At 71.1% G+C, this 17,656-nt stretch carries 25 protein-coding genes; 15 read left to right on the forward strand and 10 right to left on the reverse strand.

The features are described from left to right. Nucleotides 1-28: 28 nt before the first annotated feature. Both ACEXQC_RS10460 and ACEXQC_RS10465 read left to right on the forward strand, forming a co-directional pair. A complete protein-coding gene (locus ACEXQC_RS10460) occupies nucleotides 29-430 on the forward strand; it encodes a PadR family transcriptional regulator (protein ID WP_374821413.1) in 402 nt (133 codons plus the stop codon). Beyond that, nucleotides 427-1,644 (forward strand): hypothetical protein, encoded by a 1,218-nt coding sequence (locus tag ACEXQC_RS10465; RefSeq protein ID WP_374821416.1) that lies wholly within the window; start codon nucleotides 427-429, stop codon nucleotides 1,642-1,644. The genes ACEXQC_RS10460 and ACEXQC_RS10465 overlap by 4 nt, the downstream gene beginning before the upstream one ends. On the opposite strand, the gene ACEXQC_RS10470 is transcribed toward ACEXQC_RS10465, so the two are convergent. The 4 genes from ACEXQC_RS10470 to ACEXQC_RS10485 are packed head-to-tail and all read right to left on the reverse strand — an operon-like array spanning nucleotide 1,596 to nucleotide 3,854. Continuing rightward, entirely contained in the window at nucleotides 1,596-2,774 is a 1,179-nt protein-coding gene (locus tag ACEXQC_RS10470; RefSeq protein ID WP_374821419.1) for an alpha/beta hydrolase family protein, read from the reverse strand. The genes ACEXQC_RS10465 and ACEXQC_RS10470 overlap by 49 nt on opposite strands. Nucleotides 2,775-2,827: 53 nt before the next feature. After that, entirely contained in the window at nucleotides 2,828-3,481 is a 654-nt protein-coding gene (locus tag ACEXQC_RS10475; RefSeq protein ID WP_374821422.1) for a pyridoxine/pyridoxamine 5'-phosphate oxidase, read from the reverse strand. Nucleotides 3,482-3,499: 18 nt separating this feature from the next. Next, nucleotides 3,500-3,655, reverse strand: coding sequence for a hypothetical protein (locus ACEXQC_RS10480; protein ID WP_374821425.1), 156 nt, complete (start codon nucleotides 3,653-3,655; stop codon nucleotides 3,500-3,502). Nucleotides 3,656-3,665: 10 nt separating this feature from the next. Beyond that, nucleotides 3,666-3,854 (reverse strand): VOC family protein, encoded by a 189-nt coding sequence (locus ACEXQC_RS10485; RefSeq protein WP_374822070.1) that lies wholly within the window; start codon nucleotides 3,852-3,854, stop codon nucleotides 3,666-3,668. 174 nt (nucleotides 3,855-4,028) lie between these two features. On the opposite strand from ACEXQC_RS10485, the gene ACEXQC_RS10490 reads away from it, so the two are divergent. From ACEXQC_RS10490 to ACEXQC_RS10525, 8 genes are all read left to right on the forward strand, one after another. Then, entirely contained in the window at nucleotides 4,029-4,577 is a 549-nt protein-coding gene (locus ACEXQC_RS10490; protein ID WP_374821428.1) for a winged helix DNA-binding protein, read from the forward strand. Between the two features lie 148 nt (nucleotides 4,578-4,725). Further along, on the forward strand, nucleotides 4,726-5,127 hold the full coding sequence (locus ACEXQC_RS10495) for a hypothetical protein (protein WP_374821431.1): 402 nt from the start codon (nucleotides 4,726-4,728) through the stop codon (nucleotides 5,125-5,127). After that, nucleotides 5,124-5,321 (forward strand): hypothetical protein, encoded by a 198-nt coding sequence (locus ACEXQC_RS10500; RefSeq protein ID WP_374821434.1) that lies wholly within the window; start codon nucleotides 5,124-5,126, stop codon nucleotides 5,319-5,321. The genes ACEXQC_RS10495 and ACEXQC_RS10500 overlap by 4 nt, the downstream gene beginning before the upstream one ends. A gap of 126 nt (nucleotides 5,322-5,447) precedes the next feature. Then, the gene (locus ACEXQC_RS10505) at nucleotides 5,448-6,365 is read left to right on the forward strand and encodes an ABC transporter ATP-binding protein (RefSeq protein ID WP_374821436.1); all 918 of its coding nucleotides are present in this window, start codon (nucleotides 5,448-5,450) and stop codon (nucleotides 6,363-6,365) included. Beyond that, entirely contained in the window at nucleotides 6,362-7,207 is an 846-nt protein-coding gene (locus ACEXQC_RS10510; RefSeq protein ID WP_374821438.1) for an ABC transporter permease, read from the forward strand. Before ACEXQC_RS10505 ends, ACEXQC_RS10510 begins: the two co-directional genes overlap by 4 nt. Then, nucleotides 7,204-8,529 (forward strand): sensor histidine kinase, encoded by a 1,326-nt coding sequence (locus ACEXQC_RS10515; RefSeq protein WP_374821441.1) that lies wholly within the window; start codon nucleotides 7,204-7,206, stop codon nucleotides 8,527-8,529. Before ACEXQC_RS10510 ends, ACEXQC_RS10515 begins: the two co-directional genes overlap by 4 nt. Continuing rightward, the gene (locus tag ACEXQC_RS10520; protein ID WP_374821444.1) at nucleotides 8,526-9,191 is read left to right on the forward strand and encodes a response regulator; all 666 of its coding nucleotides are present in this window, start codon (nucleotides 8,526-8,528) and stop codon (nucleotides 9,189-9,191) included. Before ACEXQC_RS10515 ends, ACEXQC_RS10520 begins: the two co-directional genes overlap by 4 nt. A gap of 121 nt (nucleotides 9,192-9,312) precedes the next feature. Continuing rightward, nucleotides 9,313-10,593 (forward strand): DUF3500 domain-containing protein, encoded by a 1,281-nt coding sequence (locus ACEXQC_RS10525; RefSeq protein ID WP_374821447.1) that lies wholly within the window; start codon nucleotides 9,313-9,315, stop codon nucleotides 10,591-10,593. On the opposite strand, the gene ACEXQC_RS10530 is transcribed toward ACEXQC_RS10525, so the two are convergent. After that, nucleotides 10,590-11,024 carry a MarR family winged helix-turn-helix transcriptional regulator gene (locus ACEXQC_RS10530; RefSeq protein ID WP_374821450.1) on the reverse strand — a complete coding sequence of 145 codons (435 nt, stop codon included), beginning with the start codon at nucleotides 11,022-11,024 and terminating at the stop codon, nucleotides 10,590-10,592. The genes ACEXQC_RS10525 and ACEXQC_RS10530 overlap by 4 nt on opposite strands. 74 nt (nucleotides 11,025-11,098) lie before the next feature. On the opposite strand from ACEXQC_RS10530, the gene ACEXQC_RS10535 reads away from it, so the two are divergent. Further along, nucleotides 11,099-12,019, forward strand: coding sequence for a zinc-binding alcohol dehydrogenase family protein (locus ACEXQC_RS10535; RefSeq protein ID WP_374821452.1), 921 nt, complete (start codon nucleotides 11,099-11,101; stop codon nucleotides 12,017-12,019). A 40-nt stretch (nucleotides 12,020-12,059) separates the two neighbouring features. On the opposite strand, the gene ACEXQC_RS10540 is transcribed toward ACEXQC_RS10535, so the two are convergent. From ACEXQC_RS10540 to ACEXQC_RS10555, 4 genes are all read right to left on the reverse strand, one after another. Next, nucleotides 12,060-12,332 (reverse strand): hypothetical protein, encoded by a 273-nt coding sequence (locus tag ACEXQC_RS10540; RefSeq protein WP_374821455.1) that lies wholly within the window; start codon nucleotides 12,330-12,332, stop codon nucleotides 12,060-12,062. Further along, complete coding sequence (locus ACEXQC_RS10545; protein ID WP_374821457.1) at nucleotides 12,329-12,652, reverse strand: DUF7882 family protein; 324 nt, start codon at nucleotides 12,650-12,652, stop codon at nucleotides 12,329-12,331. The genes ACEXQC_RS10540 and ACEXQC_RS10545 overlap by 4 nt, the downstream gene beginning before the upstream one ends. A 189-nt stretch (nucleotides 12,653-12,841) precedes the next feature. Next, nucleotides 12,842-13,561, reverse strand: a complete 720-nt coding sequence (locus tag ACEXQC_RS10550; protein WP_374821460.1) for an ANTAR domain-containing protein — start codon at nucleotides 13,559-13,561, stop codon at nucleotides 12,842-12,844. A 71-nt stretch (nucleotides 13,562-13,632) separates the two neighbouring features. After that, complete coding sequence (locus tag ACEXQC_RS10555; protein WP_374821463.1) at nucleotides 13,633-14,202, reverse strand: GAF and ANTAR domain-containing protein; 570 nt, start codon at nucleotides 14,200-14,202, stop codon at nucleotides 13,633-13,635. Between the two features lie 272 nt (nucleotides 14,203-14,474). Between ACEXQC_RS10555 and ACEXQC_RS10560 the strand changes: the two genes are divergently transcribed. Then, nucleotides 14,475-14,849, forward strand: coding sequence for a hypothetical protein (locus tag ACEXQC_RS10560; protein WP_374821466.1), 375 nt, complete (start codon nucleotides 14,475-14,477; stop codon nucleotides 14,847-14,849). A gap of 29 nt (nucleotides 14,850-14,878) precedes the next feature. Here ACEXQC_RS10560 and ACEXQC_RS10565 read toward each other — a convergent pair whose 3' ends face one another. Beyond that, on the reverse strand, nucleotides 14,879-15,763 hold the full coding sequence (locus ACEXQC_RS10565; RefSeq protein ID WP_374821469.1) for an aldo/keto reductase: 885 nt from the start codon (nucleotides 15,761-15,763) through the stop codon (nucleotides 14,879-14,881). Between the two features lie 154 nt (nucleotides 15,764-15,917). Between ACEXQC_RS10565 and ACEXQC_RS10570 the strand changes: the two genes are divergently transcribed. Genes ACEXQC_RS10570 through ACEXQC_RS10580 form a run of 3 tightly spaced genes read left to right on the forward strand, consistent with a single transcriptional unit; the run spans nucleotide 15,918 to nucleotide 17,649 of the window. Continuing rightward, nucleotides 15,918-16,364 carry a MarR family winged helix-turn-helix transcriptional regulator gene (locus tag ACEXQC_RS10570; protein ID WP_374821472.1) on the forward strand — a complete coding sequence of 149 codons (447 nt, stop codon included), beginning with the start codon at nucleotides 15,918-15,920 and terminating at the stop codon, nucleotides 16,362-16,364. Beyond that, a complete protein-coding gene (locus tag ACEXQC_RS10575; protein WP_374821474.1) occupies nucleotides 16,361-16,972 on the forward strand; it encodes an SRPBCC family protein in 612 nt (203 codons plus the stop codon). The genes ACEXQC_RS10570 and ACEXQC_RS10575 overlap by 4 nt, the downstream gene beginning before the upstream one ends. Next, complete coding sequence (locus ACEXQC_RS10580; protein ID WP_374821477.1) at nucleotides 16,969-17,649, forward strand: DUF4166 domain-containing protein; 681 nt, start codon at nucleotides 16,969-16,971, stop codon at nucleotides 17,647-17,649. The genes ACEXQC_RS10575 and ACEXQC_RS10580 overlap by 4 nt, the downstream gene beginning before the upstream one ends. The last annotated feature ends 7 nt before the right edge of the window (nucleotides 17,650-17,656 follow it).

Consider the following 17,656-nt stretch of genomic DNA (forward strand, 5'->3'; position numbering starts at 1 on the left):
CCATCTCTACATAGCTAGACTTGGGTGCATGACGCTGACGCCGCTCGCTCGGATCACCCCTGCCACCGTGGATGTGCTGCGCGTGCTGCAGGGTGACTCCCCGGTGTGGGGGATGCTCGTCATCAAGCAGATCGGACGGCCCGCGGGCAGTGTGTATCCCATTCTCGAGCGGCTCGAGGGGGCCGGGTGGGTGTCGTCGTCGTGGGAGGCCGCGACCGATCGGCACGGACCCCGCAGGCGACTGTACGAGCTGACGAGCGAGGGGGCTGTGGCGGCCCGCAGCGCGATCGCGCAGTTCGAGACGCGCGCGCGGGCCGCGCGAACCCCAGCTGCGCCGGCGCCCGCGGCGAGGCAAGCATTCGGTGCGGGGCGAATCGCTGGTGCCGGTCTAGGTCTCGGTGCCGGTGACGCGGCCGGGGTGACCGCATGAGTGTCGACCTGCTGCTCCGCATCCTCGCCCGACTCCTGCCGCCGCTCGCCCGCGTGCGCTACCTCGAGGAGTGGCGGGCCGACGCCGCGGGCGCCGCCGAGGCCGGCCTCCGCCGCCGCGACGTCGTGCTCGGCGCCGCGATGCTGAGCCTCACGATCGACCGCGATCTGCCCGCGCACACGGGCGAGCCCCGCGGCATGCTGCCCCGAAGGCTCTCCCGCCGCGGGTTCGCCCTGCTCGCCGCCGCGGCATCCATCCTGATCGGCGCGTTCCTCACGGGCGGGGGCATCGTTCCCGAGGGGGCAGCCGCCTCAGCGGGGGTCGTCGCCGCCCTCGAGGCGGTGGGCTGGGTGGCCATCCGCCTCGCACTCCTGATCGCCGTGCTCGGAGCGCTCTTCCTGCTGCGGGCCGCCGCCGTGGCGGAGACCCGCACCGCCCGCGCCACCCTCGTGGCCGCGGTCGTCGGGCCCGTGCTGCTCCTCGCCGGATCCGCACCGCCCGATTCGGCATTCGCCGGAATCACACTGCCCGCCGTGCCGTGGTGGCTGCCGCTGGTCGGCCTCGGCATCATGCTGCTGGCGCTCGTGGGGGGAGTCGTGGTGCTCGGAGGCACGAGGGCGATCGCGCTCCAGCACCGCACGGCGTCCCATCACGCCCGGGTCGTCGCGGCACTCGCCGGGGCCGCGCTCGTCGTGGCGGTCGTGGTCGTGGGCGCCATCGACCTGCTCGTCTGGAATCCGCTCGCCAAGGTGCCCGGCAGGGAGCTGTCGGCCATCTACGCGTCGATGGAGGCGGACGACGGCTTCTCCTTCGCCACCAGCGCGATCGCGGTGGCACTGTGGGCGGGCATCTGGGCGGGTCTCGCCCTCGTCGCGCTCGTGATGGCGAGTCGCCGCCGCGCTGCGGCCTTCACGCCTCGACGCGTCGCCATCGTCATGCTCGCGCTCGTGGGCGGCGCGATCTTCTTCCGCTTCTTCGCCGGCTTCGGGATCGGCATGTCGATCGCCGACACCTTCGTCACCAGCGGAGGCGACGCCTCCGTCGTCTCGGCGGCTCTCCCCTATGTGGGGCAGTTGGCCCTCGCCGGCGCCGCGATCGCCTTCGGCTGGGCTCCCCGGGCAGCGGGCTCCCGAGCGGCAGTCTCCGGTGCCGGGGCCCCGAGGGACTACCCGAACAGCGCGCCGGGGTCGTCGGCGAACTCCACCTCGGGGTAGGCGGGGGAATCCGTGCCGAAGTCGCCGCTGTCGTCGCCGTGCAGGTGCTTCTCGAAGAACCACGAGGCCTGCGTGCGGGTGATGTCGACGTTGTGGGCGGGGTCCATCCCTCCCGCGAAGAGCGCCGGCGAGACGAGGGCGAGATCGGTGAAGCTCTGGTGGATGAAGCCGTCGATCACGGCCGCGTCGAGCTCGGCGGTCGAGGTGCCGAGCGTGGCCCTGAGGTCGGCGTCGAGCTCCGGGGTGTAGCCGGCCGCGACATCCTTCGTGCGGAACGCCTCCGCCGTGGCCTCGCTCGCGAGGTACGCGAACGGCTTCGTGAGGCCCGTCGACGTCACCGACCCCCAGAACCCGCCCTCGAGGCTCAGCCCCACGTCGATCCGCTCGTCGACCGAGAGCGCCTGCACGGCCGTGGCCCCACCGAAGGAGTGCCCGGCGATGCCCACCGACTCGAGGTCGAGGCGGCCCTGCAGCAGCCCTGTGGGGTCGTCGTCGTTCAGGGCCGTGAGTCGGTCGAGCACGAACGAGGCGTCGGCCACGCGGATGCCGACCTCGGAGACGTTATAGGCGTACTCCTCCTCGGTGGTGCTCCCCGTGTCGGTGATGTCGTCGACGGCGGCCGCGGTGCTCCCATCCGGGAACTCCACCTCGCCCGAGGTGTACGGGTGGTCGATGCCCACCACCACGAACCCGCGGCTCACGAGCTCCTCGACCATGGCCATGCTCTGGAACCGCGTCGACAGCACTCCGGGGGAGAAGAGGATGACGGGGTAGGCGTCGGCCTCCGAGGCGACCTCGGCCCCGCTCACGACGTGGGTCGACACGAGTTCCGCGTGGGTCAACAGGGCGTCGGGCAGCCCGAACACCGAGCTCACCGCCGCGCCGAGCTGGCTCGGGTAGGGCTGAGGGGTCAGCCCCTCGGCGTCGTCGGGGTCGACCGGGTACCAGACGGTGGTCATCACGCGGCGGGTGTCGTCGGGGTCGGCGGTGTGCGTCTCGGGGCGGTCGGGGTCGTCGAACTCGAGGTCGACCGAGCCGATCGCGTAATCGCCGGTGGGGGTGGGCATGGTCCAGACGGGGAGGACGACGGCGGCGACGGCGGATGCGGCGAGCAGCCCGACGGCGAGCACACCGCGACCCTCGCCGTGCTCACCTTCCGCCGGTCGACGGCGGGTGCTCGAGGTCAGGCCCAGAGGCGCGCGGCGCTCCAGGCGCCCGAGGTGCGTTCGTAGCGCAGCCGGGTGTGGTTGCGGTCGGGCGAGCCCTGCCAGAACTCGATCGAGGTCGGCACGATCCGCCACACCGACCACTGCGGCGAGACCAGGCCCGGAGTGCGCTCGACCTCGTGCAGGGCCTCCGAGATCGAGCGCTCCGGATCGTCGTCAGGAGCCATGACGGAGCTCTGCCTGCCGGTCAGCGCGATCGCCTTCGCCCTGGGGTGGCGGGCCGCGAAATCGCGCGCCGAGTCCTCCGCGGAGGCGCGGTGGGCGGTGCCCCTGATCCGCACCGCGCGAGCCAGCGGCACCCAGTGGAACGACAGGGCGCACGCCGCATTGCCGTCGAGCTGCCTGCTCTTCGAGGACTCGTCGCCCGACGCGATCTCGAAGCCGCCGTCGGCCGTGACGTCCTTGAGCACGAGCACCCGCGCATCCGGAGCCCCCGCCGCATCGACGGTCGACAGCGTCGCCGCATGCGGTTCGACCACGCCCGAGCCGATCGCCTCGCGGAGCCAGGTGATGAAGAGCTCGGTGGGATCGGCCGGCGCCGCGTGCACCTCGAACGGCGGGGCGGTGCCGGTGATCGAGGGCAGGGGTCGCAGTTCGTCGCGCAGGGTCATCGTCGTCTGTTCCGACTACTACTTCGGGGGCTGCTGCGCGTCAGCGTCGGGGTCTGGGTTGTTCGTGCCGGCGGCCTCGAGCTCGCGGAGGCGCTTCACCGCCGACCACGGGTAGAAGGCGATCCACGCGATCGAGGCGATGGAGGCTCCCATGATCATCGCTGCGATATCCATGCCTCCGACCCTAGCCAGCGCCCGCCGCCTCCACATCCGTCGCCCGACGGAGATCCTCGGCGAGCATCACGATGATGCCACTCGGCCCCCGGATGTACGCGAGCCTGTAGACGTCCTGGTAGGTGGCGACACCTCGCAGCGGATGGCAGCCGTGCCGCGCGGCAATGGCGAGGGCCCGTTCCTGCCAATCGCCCCCCAAAGGAGGGGCCCATTTCCCTCTCGGCCGCCGAGGGTGCAACGGTGCACACAAGTGGGTTCTCCTCGGCTCTTAGGCCGTGGCTCGCGTGCAGACCATCGTCCCCTGCCTGTGCCCTCTCTTCGGCATCTCGAGGACAGACAGGCCCACTCGTGGGCGCACTCGAGGGCTCACACCATGGACGACGCGATCACCGATGCACCCCTCACGTATGCGCCCTCGACCGACAGCGCCACAGACGCTGTCAGCGCCGTCGAAGCCGCAGAAGCGGTCATCCTCGGATCGAGAGCGGTCCTCGGCATCGTCGCGCGATCCACCGAGGAGGCCCTCTCGAGGGTGACCCTCCTGGAGCTGCGCATGCTCGTGGTGCTCACCACCGCGGCCGGGCCGACGGGCGGGGTCGCCGGAGGTATCCGCAACGGAGAGCTCGCCAGACGCCTGCGCACCACGCCGGATCGTATCGTCGACGCGGTCGAGTCCCTCCAACCGGCGCACCTCGTGGTCGCCGGCGAGCCCGCGGCCGACTGGGAGTCGCAGTGCGTGCGCATCACCCCTTTCGGTCGGGCGATCGTCGACGGGGCCGCCACCCGCCGCCGCTCCGAGCTCGGCACTCTGCTCTCCAGCCTCCCTGCCGACCAGCTGCGACTGCTCAGGGATGCCTTCACCGTCTTCGCCGATGCGGCAGGCGAGCCGGAGTCGGAGGACCTCCTCATCCTGGGCCTCTAGCACCCCCATCCGGGGGCGGGGTTGTCAAGCCCCGTGGGCGCGCGGCCGGAGCTTCGTAGGGTGCTGAGCAGGGGCACGAGATGCCGTGGAGCCGCCATCGGTGTCGACATCTCACCGCCCTTCCCTGCTCAGTCGTTGGAGGCCGCCCATGTTCGCGAAGACGATCGCCCGCATCCTCGGGATCGTCGTGGCCGTGCTGGCGGTGGTCGGGCTGTTCGTCGAGGGCAGGCACCTCGCCGGTTTCGCGAACGTCGACCTCCCGCTCGACATCTCCCGCATCGTGATCGCCGCCGCCCTGCTGTGGGTCGGCTTCGGGCGGATCGGGCGGGGCGCGCTCGCCGCTGTTCTCGCGCTCGTCGGCATCGTGTACGTGCTGATGGGGGTGGTGGCGCTCATCGACAGGGAGCTGCTGGGTGTGCTCCCGACCGGCTTCACGGGCGTCGATGTCGTCTTCCACATCCTCGCCGGGTTCCTCGCCCTGATCGCGGCCTTCACGCTGCGCCGCGAGGTCGACACCCGCGCACCCAGCGGACTGCCCACCCGCTCGTGAGCGCCGACCGCACCCCCGACGTCGATCCCGCGGATCAGGCCGAGCAGGTGGCAGCGCCCGCCGACGACGCCCAGAACCACATCGACGTGGATGCTGCCGGCCGCCAGGCCGAGATCGCCAACCGCATCCCTCACCCCGAGCCGGGCGACGCCCACTCCGTGACCCCGTCACGCAGCGACCCACCCTCCGACTGACGGCAGCCCCGCCCCACCCTCCACCAGTACCCCGGTACTGGTGCGCCGAATCACCGTGGACTCCCGTCCGATGCGCTCCCCTCGCAGCCGCCCGTAGCGTGCTCGGCAGAGACAGGGAGGCTGCACATGATCAGAGCAGACGCGCTCACCAAGCGCTACACGAAGAAGGTCGCCGTCGACGCCATCGACTTCACCGTCGAACCGGGCAGGGTCACCGGATTCCTCGGACCGAACGGCGCAGGCAAGTCCACGACGATGAGGATGATCGTGGGTCTCGACAGGCCCACCGGCGGCGCCGTCACGGTGAACGGCCGACCCTACGCCGAGCACCCCGCGCCCCTCCGCGAGGTCGGCACTCTGCTCGATGCGAAGGCCGCGCACCGGGGCCGCACGGCCCACAAGCACCTGCAGTGGATCGCCGCCACGCACGGCATAGGCGCGAGCCGGGTGCGCGAGGTGATCGGCATGGCCGGCCTCGACTCCGTGGCGGGCAAGCGCGTGGGCGGCTTCTCGCTCGGCATGGGCCAGCGGCTGGGCATCGCTGCGGCCCTCCTCGGAGACCCGGCCACCGTCATCCTCGACGAACCGGTCAACGGGCTCGACCCCGAGGGGGTGCTGTGGGTGCGCACCCTGCTGCGTCGCCTCGCCGCGGAGGGGCGCACGGTGCTGCTCTCCTCGCACCTCATGACCGAGATGGCGCAGACCGCCGACCACCTCATCGTGATCGGCCGCGGGCGCATCCTGGCCGACGGCCCCCTGCACGAGGTCATCGCGGGCGCCACGCGGTCCGTGGTGCGGGTGCGCACACCCGATGTCGCACGGCTCGCCTCAGCACTCGCCGCCTCCGGGGTGACGGTCGTCACGCAGCCGGATGGCGCGGTCGAGATCGAGGGGCTCACCGCGCAGCAGGTCGCGACCGCCGCCGCCGCGGCCGGTGCCGTGCTGCACGAGGTGGTGCCGCTCACCGGCAGCCTCGAAGACGCGTACCTCGCCCTGACCGCGGGCGACGTGGAGTACAGCTCGAGGGCCGGAGCCCGTCGATGAGCGCCCCCGCCCAGCCGCGCACGACCTTCGTGCAGGCCCCCGAGCGTCAGCGCTTCGCCCACATCCTGCATGCGGAACTTATCAAGCTCACGAGCCTGCGCTCGACCGTCCTTCTCATCGCCGCGATGATCGGCCTCGGCCTCGGGGTGAGCCTGCTCTACGCACTCACCGCCGAGCAGGGCGGCATCCCGGATGCGCCGTCGACGCCCTTCCTGCTCGACGCGGTCACCCTCGGCACCCTCATCTTCAGCCAGATCATCGCGGGAGTGCTCGGTGTTCTCACGATCACCTCGGAGTACTCCTCCGGCACCATCCAGCCCACCCTCGCCGCGGTGCCCCGGCGGCCGCTCGCCCTCGCCGCGAAAGCGCTCGTGCTGTTCCCGCTCATGGTGCTCACGGCTCTCGTCACGCTCCTCGGATCGTGGGCCGTGACGTATCCGGTGTACGCCGAGCTCGGCATCCAGGTGGGGCTGGATGCTCCCGGGTTCGCGTTCGCCCTCGTGGGTGGAGCCGTCTATGTTGGGCTGTGCTCCGTGTTCGGGCTGGGTATCGGCACCCTGCTGCGCTCGGCGGCGGGAGGGTCTGTCGTGGTGATCTGCTCGACCCTGCTCGCCCCCATCCTCACGTCGGTGCTCCCCACCTCCGAGGTCGTGCGCACCATCCGGCTGTACCTCCTGTCGCACGCGGGCGACTCCATGGTGCGCCTCGGCGACCCCGCGCTGGGCTTCGCGGATGCGACGGAGCAGTACCTCAGCCCGGCCGGCGGCTGGATCACCGCCGTCGCGTGGGCGCTCGTGGCCCTCGCGGCAGGGGCCTCCGTGCTGCGCAGGAGGGATGCGTGAGCGGAGTCGCAGCGCTCGTGCGGCGACGGCCGTGGATCGCGGATGCCGTGGTGTTCGCGGGCTACGGCCTCGTCGTGGTGTGCCTGGCCCTGGTCTCGCTCGAGCCCCGGTTCGGCACCCCCTGGTGGGCGCCGACGCTCCTCGGCGTGGCGGGTCTCGCGCTGCTCGCCCTCCGGGTGCGGTGGCCGCTGCCCGCCCTCGCCGGCGCGATCGTGGTGGCCGTGCTCTCGCTCGCGGTCGGCACGGGGGCGGAGTGCCTGCTCGTGCTCATCACGCTGTACGGGGTGGGCCTCCGTCGCCCCGCGCACGTCGCGTGGGTGTGCACCGGTGTCGCGATCGCGAGCGGAGCCCTGGGCGCCTGGGTCTTCACCACCCGCCTGGCATCCGGCCCGTCGCTCTGGGGGTCGCCGCCCGTCACGCCTCGGGATGCGGCGGTCGACTGGGCGCTCAGCTTCGCCGCGGTCGTCGTGCTCCTGCTCCTCGCCTCTCTGCTCGGCACGACAGCGGGTGGGCGTCGGCGCCGCGTGGCCGCGCTCGAGGAGCGGGCGGAGCAGCTCGCTCGCGAACGGGACCAGCAGGCCGAGATCGCGAGCGCGCGCGAGCGCGAGCGCATCGCGCGCGAGATGCACGACGTGATCGCGCACAGCCTGTCGGTCATGATCGCGATGGCGGATGGCGCCCACGCGGCGGCGGAGGAGCGGCCCGACGAGGCGAAGATCGCGATCGGCCGCGTGGCGGAGACGGGCAGGCGCACCCTCGGCGAGGTGCGTCGGCTGCTCGGATCGGTGCGGGGAGACGACCCCGCCGGCGAGAACCCGACCCCGGCGAACCCGACCGCAGAGAGTCCGACCGCAGGGAGTCCCCCCGCGCATCCGTTCCAATCGCCGCAGCCCGACGCCACGCGACTGCCCGCGCTCGTCGAGGAGTTCAGCCGGGCCGGTCTCCCGATCCGGTTCACCGTGAGCGGCCCGCCCTCCACCGACCCGGCGATCGGCCTCACGGTCTACCGCATCGTGCAGGAGTCGCTCACCAACGTGCTCCGTCACGCTCGGGGTGTGCGCGACGTGGAGGTCACCGTGGCGTGGATCGACGGCGACGTGACCATCCTCGTGCGGGACCACTCCGCGACCCCGGGTTCGCCTCGGGATGCCGGCCGTGGCATCCTCGGAATGAACGAGCGGGTGGCCCTCTTCGGCGGCACGGTCGAGGTCGGCCCGGTGGAGGTCGGCCCGGTCGAGGGCAGCGCAGTGGAGGTCGGCCCGCAGGGCGGTGGCGGATGGCGGGTCTCCGCACGCCTGCCGTGGGAGGAGGAGCGACGATGAGCGACAGCATCCGGGTGCTCCTCGTCGACGACCAGGAGCTCGTGCGCTACGGCCTCCGCCTGGTGCTCGAGGCCGCCCCCGGTCTCCTCGTCGTGGGCGAGGCGGCCGACGGAGCGCAGGCGATCGGGGCCGCCGAGAGGCTCCGACCCGATGTCGTGCTCATGGATGTGCGCATGCCCGGCATCGGCGGCATCGAGGCGACCAGGCGCATCGCGGGCCTCGTGCCCGATGCGCGCGTGCTCGTGCTCACCACCTACGACCTCGACGAGGTGGCCTTCGCGGCTCTCGACGCGGGGGCGGCGGGCTTCCTGCTCAAGAACACGCGCCCCGAGGAGCTCGTGGCGGCCATCCGCGCCGTCGGCTCCGGTGACGCGGTGGTCTCTCCGCGCATCACGGCGAAGCTCATCGAGATCGCCGCCCCGCACCTCGTGGAGCGGCAGCAGGCAGACGTCGAGGATGCGCTCTCCGAGCTCTCGCCGCGGGAGCGGGAGATCTTCGTGCTGATCGGTCGAGGGGAGACGAACGGCGAGATCGCCGCGGCCCTCCACCTGAGCGAGTCGACCGTCAAGGCTCACGTGGGCCGGGTGCTCGCCAAGCTCGAGCTCCGCAACCGGGTGCAGGCGGTCATCCGCGCCTACGAGCTCGGCCTCGTCACCCCCTGACCCGCACGCCGACCCGAGCCCGCGCGTCGGGGTTTCGCTGCGCGCGGGGTAGTGGAGGCTCATAGGAAGCACATCGGATCGGCATAGGGCGCGTATAGATGGGCTTCCTAGCGTCGAGGTCATGACGAAGACAGACAGCTCCCCGCCCCTTTCTCCCCGCCGCGAAGTCCGCAGGCGCGCGACCTGGATCACCTCGGTGTTCCTCGTGAGCGGGCTGGCCCTGGCCGGATGCGCGGCAGGCACCTCGGGCGCCACCGGCACCGGCACCGGCACCGCCTCGACCTCCTCCTCGAGTGCGGCGACGACCTCCGACAGCTCGACCACCACGACATCGAGCACCGACGCCACGACCACCGCCCAGACCATCACCGACACCGCGGCCGCCGCCGAGGCGTTCCTCGCCACCCTCTCGGACGAGCAGCGCGAGGCGGTGCTCTACGACTACGACGACGAGACCAAGACCACCTCCTGGTCGAACTTCCCCGTGACCTTCGTGGAGCGCGCCGGCCTCAACCTGACCGACCTCACCGACGAGCAGAAGACCGCAGCCCTGGCCGTGCTCGAATCGCTCCTCAGCGACGACGCCTACGCCACCGTGGCGGGCATCATGGGCGGCGACGAGTACCTGCTCGAGAACAGCTCGAGCACCGAGGCATCCCTCGGCCAGTACTACATCGCCTTCTTCGGCGATCCCTCCGACACGAGCGCCTTCGAGGTGCAGTTCGGCGGCCACCACCTCGGCATCAACGCCACCCTCGACGGGTCGACGGAGGCGATCACCTTCGCTCCGACCCACCTCGGCGTGCAGCCGGCCGTCTACACCGCCGCCGACGGCACCGAGGTGCAGCCGTTCGACGGCATCTACACCGATGCGTTCGCCTTCTTCGACAGCCTCACCGCCGAGCAGCAGGCCACCCTCACCTCGGGTGACGTGAGCACGTGCGCGCCCGGCGACACCTGCGACTTCGCCACGGGCGACGGTCTCACCGGGGCCGACCTCACCGATGAGCAGAAGCAGCTGCTGCTCGACCTCATCGCGAACTGGTCGGGCATGGCCGACGAGGAGTCCGCGGCCACGGCCAGGGCCGAGATCGAGGCCACCCTCGACGACACCGTGATCGCCTGGTCGGGCGAGACCACCTACGACATGAGCACCGGCGACGGGATCAGCTTCTCGATCTCGGGCCCCAACGTCTACGTCTCCTTCCAGGCACAGCAGGGCTCAGCGGGCGCCGACGTCTCCGGCGTGAGCACCTCGGGATGGGGCCACGTGCACACCATCTACCGCGACCCCACCGACGACTACGCGAACAGCGTCACCCAGCAGCCCGCCTCCGGCATGGCAGGCGGAGGCGCGGGCGCCGACGGTGGGGCCGTTGGCGGCGCCCCGTCGGGCGGTTAGAGGGGCGCAGTGCCGAGCGACTGCTCGAGGAGCTGACGCAGGGTGCGGCGCTGCCCGGCCGTGAGCGCGAGCGTGTCGGGGAGCACCGCTGCCCGCACCTCGCCCTGCACGCGAGCCGCCAGGGCCTCGCCCTCCGCCGACAGGAACACCTCGACCGCGCGCCCGTCCGTGGCACTGCGGCCGCGCTGCACGAGTCCTCGGCGCTCGGCTCGCTCGACGAGCCCGGAGAGAGTCGACTTCTCCAGCCCGAGATGGGTGGCCAGCGGGCTCATCTGCGGGCGCCGCCCGCGCAGCACGCCGAGCAGCCGAAGCTGCGTGATCGACAGGTCGTTGTCGGCCGCGATGCGGTTCAGAACGCTCGTGATCGCGAACGCCGTCTGTGCCAATGCATCCACGAGCCGCAGCTGCTCGTCGTCATCCTCGTCGGTCATCGTCCGCCCTTGACATGGTTCGTAGTACGAATTAGATTGTTCGTATCACCAACTATACCCACCCGAGGAGTCCCATGCACGCCGCAGTCGTCACCCGTTTCGATGAGTCGCCCCGCTACCTGACCGTTCCCGAACCCGCGATCGAGCGAGACGACCAGATCGTCGTCGAGGTGCTCGCCTCGGCGCTGCATCCCCGTGTGCGCTCCCAGGCCGACGGTGCCCACTACACGGCAACGGGTGTTCTCCCTCTCGTACCCGGCGTCGACGGCATCGGCCGCGACGGCGACGGTGCGCTGCGCTACTTCGTAGTCGAGGAAGGCGCCATGGCCGAACGTGCCGTGATCGACCGCCGGGCGAGCGTGGTGCTCCCCGACGGCCTCGACCCCGTGACCCTGGCGGCCGCGATGAACCCGGCGATGTCGTCGTGGATCGCCCTGCGCCGGCGCATCGTCATGCCCGACCGCGCTCACGTGCTGATCCTCGGTGCCGCCGGGAACGCCGGTCGACTCGCCATCGGCATAGCGAGGCACCTCGGCGCGGCGCGCGTGAGCGCCGTCGCCCGGGACGCTTCGCGCTTCGCCGCGCTCACCTCCCTCGGTGCCGACGACGTGCTCCTGTTCGACGAGGTCGCCACGGCGGCTGCCGCCGACGTCGTGCTCGACTACGTCTGGGGTCCCCCCGCAGGCTCCGCCATGACGGATCTGGTCCGCGCACGCTCGGACCGTTCCCTGCCGCTCACCTGGGTGCAGATCGGTTCGATCGCCGGCCAGGAGGCGCCGATCCCCTCCTCAGCTCTCCGGTCCTCGTCGCTGCAGCTCGTGGGCAGTGGCCAGGGGTCGGTGAGCACGCGCGACATCATCGCGGAACTCCCCGCGCTCGCCGAGTTCGTCTCCTCGGGAGTCGACGTCACGGCGCGTGCCGTTCCGCTCCACGCAGTGGCCGAGACCTGGGCGGCCCCGCCCACCAGCGCAGACCGGATCGTGTTCGTCCCCTGAAGCCCGGGCCGGCGAGTCCGGCGGGTCCGGCGGGCCCCCGTCAGGTGGGGGCAGCAGGATTCCTCATCGACGACCCGGGCTCGTCCACGGCGCCGAAGGGCGGGCCGACCGTGCAGGTGGTCACGAGGCTGCGGAGCGGCTCGAGGCCCTGATCGGCCCAGTCCGCCTGGATGATGAGCTGGGTGATCGCGTCGCGCAGCCCGGGATCCGTGACATCCGACACCCCGGTGGCGTGCCCCGTGAGCTGGTGGGCCTTGAACTGGTCCTCATCGACGGAGAACTCGACATCGATGATGACCCTGTGGCGGTTCACCCGGCGCTGACGCGCTGCTCGGCCGGTTCGTCCATCACGTAGAGACCGGTGCCCGCGGAGCAGGAATCCGCCATCAGCTGCAGCCAGCCCCGGTTGAGATGCGGGGCGCGGTTGCCGAAGAACTGGAACCGGAGGTCGGTGCTGGGAGTGATCCAGAAGGTCTCCCGGCCGCTCCCCTGCTCCGCCGCGCGGGTGCAGGTGAACGAGATCCCCTGGCCTTTGCGCAGACAGCTGAGGATGACGATCTTCAGATGCGCGAGAGTCCGATCATCCAGCTGCACCGCCCAGCCGCTCGTCCCGATATGCAGGTACCCCATCATGACCACCTTTTCTCCTCTGAGAGGACAAGTCGGGGCTGGGACCTGAGACCTCTACCGCAGTAGCCCCCGTGGAGGCCGCAAGTAGTTCTGCCGACGACGCTACGGGATGCGAATGCTCCTGTCACGATCATGCTTTGGGGGTTGAAATCCGCGCGATCCTGTGAGAGGCGGCGGCATCCCGAGCCCGCTCTAGCGCGAGCGTCGCCCCGCAGCCGTGATGACCTCCTGGGCGACGTCGGAGAGCCGCCGACCACCCGTCCGCGCCCTGTCCCGCAGCAGGGTGAACGCCTCGTCCATCTGGATGTCCTCGGTCTGTGAGAGCACGCCCTTCGCCTGCTCGATGAGGATGCGACTGTCGAGCGCCCGCTGCAGCTGCTTCTGGGCGATGTCGGATTCGGTGATGGCGCGCTGCTGCAGGATGCCGATGGTCGCGACGTCGGCGAGCGCCCTGGCGATCACGGTGTCGGTCTCCCGCATCGGCCCCACGCGCTCGCTGAAGAGGTTGAGTGAGCCGATCGTCTCCTCGCGCAGGCGCATCGGGATGGCGTACATCGACTGGTATCCCACCGCGGCCGCCCCGGCGGCGAACGAGGGCCAGCGGTCGTGGGTCGACGCGATGTCGTCGACGACCACGATGGTGCCGGTCGAGTAGGCGTCGACGCACGGCCCCTCGTCGGCTCGCAGCTGCAGCAGGCTGATGAGGTGGCTGCGCTCGCTCGTGGAGGCGACCACCTCGAGCTCACCGGATGCGTCGGGCAGCAGGATGCCGGCATCCGCCGCCTCGAGGATGTGGGTGGTCTGCTCGACGAGGGTCTGCAGCACGTCGACGACGTCGTAGTCGGCCACGAGGGTGTCGGCGAGGTCGACGAACGTGGTGGCGAGCTGGGATTCGCGGGTCGGGGCCGTCATCCGTCTCTCCTGCCTTTCGGGTCTGGTGGGGTCGGGTCGGGTGTCATCAGGTCGGGTCTCATCAGGGCGGCTCACGGTCGCAGGGTGAGGCGACGTGCCGTGATGTCGGCGGCTGTCTCGCGCACAGAGCGTCCGGAGGCGTAGGCGTGGGCGCGGATGAGCAGGAGCGCGTCGGCGGGGGCGAGGTGCAGCTGGGCGAGCACCATGCCCGTGGCCTGGTGCACCTCGCGGCGGGAGAAGGGGCCGTCGGCGGAGGAGTCGTCGCCCCGGCGCGCGAGTGCGTGCCTCAGCACGTCGGCCGCCACCTGATCGGCCAGCGCGCCGGCATCGGCCACGGCGTCGGGCGTGAGCGTGTCCGTCCCCTCCGCGTAGAGATCGACCACACCGATCTGCAGATTACCGATCGCGAGAGGGAACGAGTAGATGGCGTGCACGTCGAGGTCGGCGATGGTGTGGGTGAAGACCGGCCACCTCGCGGGGGCGACGTCGCCGAGGTCGGGGATGAGCACGGGCGCCCTGGTGCGGTGGGCGTCCCAGCACGGTCCCTCGCCCGCGTCGATCTGCAGTTCGCTGATGCGGGCGGCCACGTCGTCGCTCGCACTGACGGTCTCGATGTCGAACGGAACACCCAGTGTCGACACGGCGGCACGCTCCACGTCGAGAGCCTCGACGAAGGGCGCGCCGTAGTCGGGGGGCGAAGCGGTGCGTTCCGACGTGATGGTGGCCTCGGGATCCGACGCGTGAGCGTCATCGGCGTGGGCAGCCGGGGTCCGGGACTGCGTGAATTTCCCTGACCATATCCAGGGGAAGGGGCCCTGGTGTAGACCCTTTCCTTTCCGCGCCGGATGATCTACGGTGAGCGCAAGCAGCCCTGGACCCGGTCGCCGCACCACACGAGCGGATCGAGTCCGTTGTGAGCAGTCATCCCGCCCCTCCGCTGTCCGTCTCGCTGTCGGCTGAGCTTCGCGCCTCGCCACCCGCGCCGCCGTCGGCTACTTCCGTCGAGTGGTGCGAACAGGAGCCGAGGCTCTGGGTCGCGCTCGTGGAGGGCGATGCGGTGGGCGCGGTGGAGTTCGAGCACGGTCACTTCGTGGCCCTTGGTCTCGACGGTCGCGAGATCACGAGCGCGAGCTCGCTGCCCGCGGCGAAGGCCGCCCTGGCAGACGCGGTGCTGGGCGAGACCGCCCAGCACCATCGCCCTGCCGCGGTGCCTCTGCCCTACCTCGTGGCCGTGGTCGGCACCGTGGCGCTGTCGGTCATGAGCATGACGCTCTTCTCGCTCGTCTAGCGGCAGGCCGCCGCGGGTTCACGCCCGCTTCACGCCTCGGGGATCTCACGGCTGAAGGTCTCGAGGGTCACCTGCTCGGGCGTGGGCCCGCCGCGCACCCCGGTGTCGAGGGCGTCGATCCGCGCCATCTCCTCGGCGGTGAGCTCGAAGTCGAACACGTCGAAGTTCTCGGCGATCCGGGCGGGCTTGACCGACTTGGGGATGACGGAGCGGCCGTGCTGGATGCCCCAGCGCAGCATGACCTGCGCCGGCGACTTGCCGTGGGCCGTCGCGATCTCCGTGATGACGGCATCCTCGAGGGTGCTCGTGTGACCGCTGTCACGGTAGAAGGTGATGCCGCCGATGGGCGACCAGGCCTGGTTGAGGATGCCGTGCTCGGTGTCGAACGCGAGCAGCTCCTTCTGCTGGAAGTACGGGTGCACCTCGATCTGGTTCACGGCGGGCACGACGGTCGCCGATTCCAGCAGCGTCGTGAGGTGCTCGGGCATGAAGTTGCTCACGCCGATCGAGCGCACCTTGCCGGCGGCGTAGAGCTCCTCGAGCGCCCGGTAGGCCTCGAGGGTGCGGTCGAAGGCGCTCGGGAGGGCCTGGTGCAGGATGAGCAGGTCGAGCTGCTCGACCCCGAGCTTGCCGGTTGACTTCTCGAAGGCGTGCAGCGTCTCGTCGTAGCCGAAGTCGTTGATCCACACCTTCGTCTCGATGAACACCTCCTCGCGCGGGATGCCCGAGGCGGCGATCGCCTGCCCCACCTCGCGTTCGTTGCCATAGGCGGCGGCGGTGTCGATGTGGCGGTAGCCCACGCGCAGGGCCTCCGCCACGGCATCCGTGGTCTCCTCGGGGGCGGACTGGAAGACGCCGAAGCCCACAGCGGGCAGCTCGACGCCGTTGTTCAGAGTCAGATTCGCAACAGTCATGCCCTCGACGCTACGCCGCTCCCACCCCCGCAGGGAGGCCCCACCAGAACCCGGGTAGAGCTCGCGGCTCAGGCGCGGTCGTGAAGGGTGATGTGGTACCCAGCGGGGTCGGCGAACGTGAAGGTGCGCCCGAACCATATGTCAGAATACTGACATGAGTCAAGACGGCATCGACCTCACGACCTCGCTCGGCTACCTGCTGAAGGAGGCGTCGAGCGCCCTCCGCGCGTCGATGGAGGCGGTGCTGCGGCCGCTCGGCATGACCATCACGCACTACTCGTGCCTCGAGCTCCTCGCCCAGCGCCCCGGTCTCTCGAACTCCGAACTCGCGCGAGGTGCCTTCGTGACGCGGCAGTCGATGAACGTGCTGCTGCAGACCCTGGAGCGCGACGGCTACGTCACGAGGCCCGCGGAGGCGCGGGTGGGCAAGGTGCTCCCGACGCAGCTCACACCCCTCGGCCGCGAGAGCCTCGAGAAGGCCACCGCCGCCGTGCGATCCGTCGAGGTCACCATGCTGAGCTCCCTGACGCCGGAGGAGCAGTCCGCCGCGTTCACATCGCTCCGCAGCATGATCCGCTCCCTGCGCGAGGGAACCCCGTGAGGTCGCGACCGCCTGCGCTCTACATCGAGACGCTCATCCGCGCCGATCTCGAGACCGTCTGGCGATTCACCCAGGATCCGGCGCTGCATCCGCGGTGGGATGCGCGCTTCAGCGCGATCGTGCCGCTCGACACCGACGATCGCGGCCGCACGCGCTTCCGCTACGAGCGGGCCCTGCCGTTCCACCGCATCGCCGGCACCGGCGTCTCCCTGGGCGAGCGGATGCGGCCCGACGGCACGAGGACCTCGGCGCTCTCGTTCGCCACCGACGATCGCCTCTCGCCGCTGCGCAGCGGCCGGGGCTACTGGCGCTACGTCCCGACTCCCGACGGCGTGCGGTTCATCACCGGCTACGACTACGAGCCGGGCTTCGGCCGGCCGCTCGACGTCGTCGTGCGCCCGATCGTGCGCTGGATGACGGCGTGGAGCTTCGATCGCCTGCGCCTCTGGGCCGAGACGGGCACGCCGCCGCAGCGGGGACCGCGCTCCCTGCTCGAGGTGCTCGCCTGGTGGAGAGCGGATCGGCCGCGCGCGAGCCGCTGCATCACCCGCCCGCCGCGCGGGGGCGCGATGGCGGACGCCCCGACGACACTTCAGGAGCTGCCATGACCCGCTCGATGTTCCGCACCGCCCTGGGCGAGGAGCGCTTCGCCCGGCTGCACCCGATGCTGCAGCGCCGCTTCGGGGTCTCGCTCGAGGCGGGGTACGCATGCGTGGGGCGCGGCACGATGGTGAGCATCCGGCGCGGGCCGTGGTGGACGGTGCCGTTCCTCCTGATCGGGCGGCTGAGGCACATCCTGGTCGCCGACACCGGCACGCAGGTGCCGTTCACCATCGAGAACTACCCGTATCGCGACCCCTTCGGCCGCGAGACGGTCACGTTCGTGCGGGAGTACCGGGTGCGCCGCACGCCGGCGCGCTTCGACGCGACGATGGTGCTGGACGAGAGTCGGGGTGTGGTGGTCGACTACCTCGGCACGCACCAGCACCTCGCGGTGGATCTCGATCTCGACGTGGACGAGAGCGGCGGACTCGTGCTGCGCTCGACCGAGCAGCGCTTCTACGAGGGGCCGTTCGGCTTCCGCTTCCCGATGGTGTTCTCCGGAACGGCCGAGCTGCACGAGCGCTTCGACGAGGAGCGGCAGGCGTTCCACGTGCGGCTCGAGGTGCGCAACCGCCTGCTCGGGTTCCTGTTCGGGTACGAGGGCTGGTTCACGTGCGAGTTCCCGCCGGCCACCGGAGCGCCCTCACGGCTCAAGCCGATCCGCCACGAGCGCCGCCTCTGACGGAGAC

The organism is Herbiconiux liukaitaii, from assembly GCF_041927495.1.
GTDB classification, from domain to species: Bacteria; Actinomycetota; Actinomycetes; order Actinomycetales; family Microbacteriaceae; genus Herbiconiux; species Herbiconiux liukaitaii.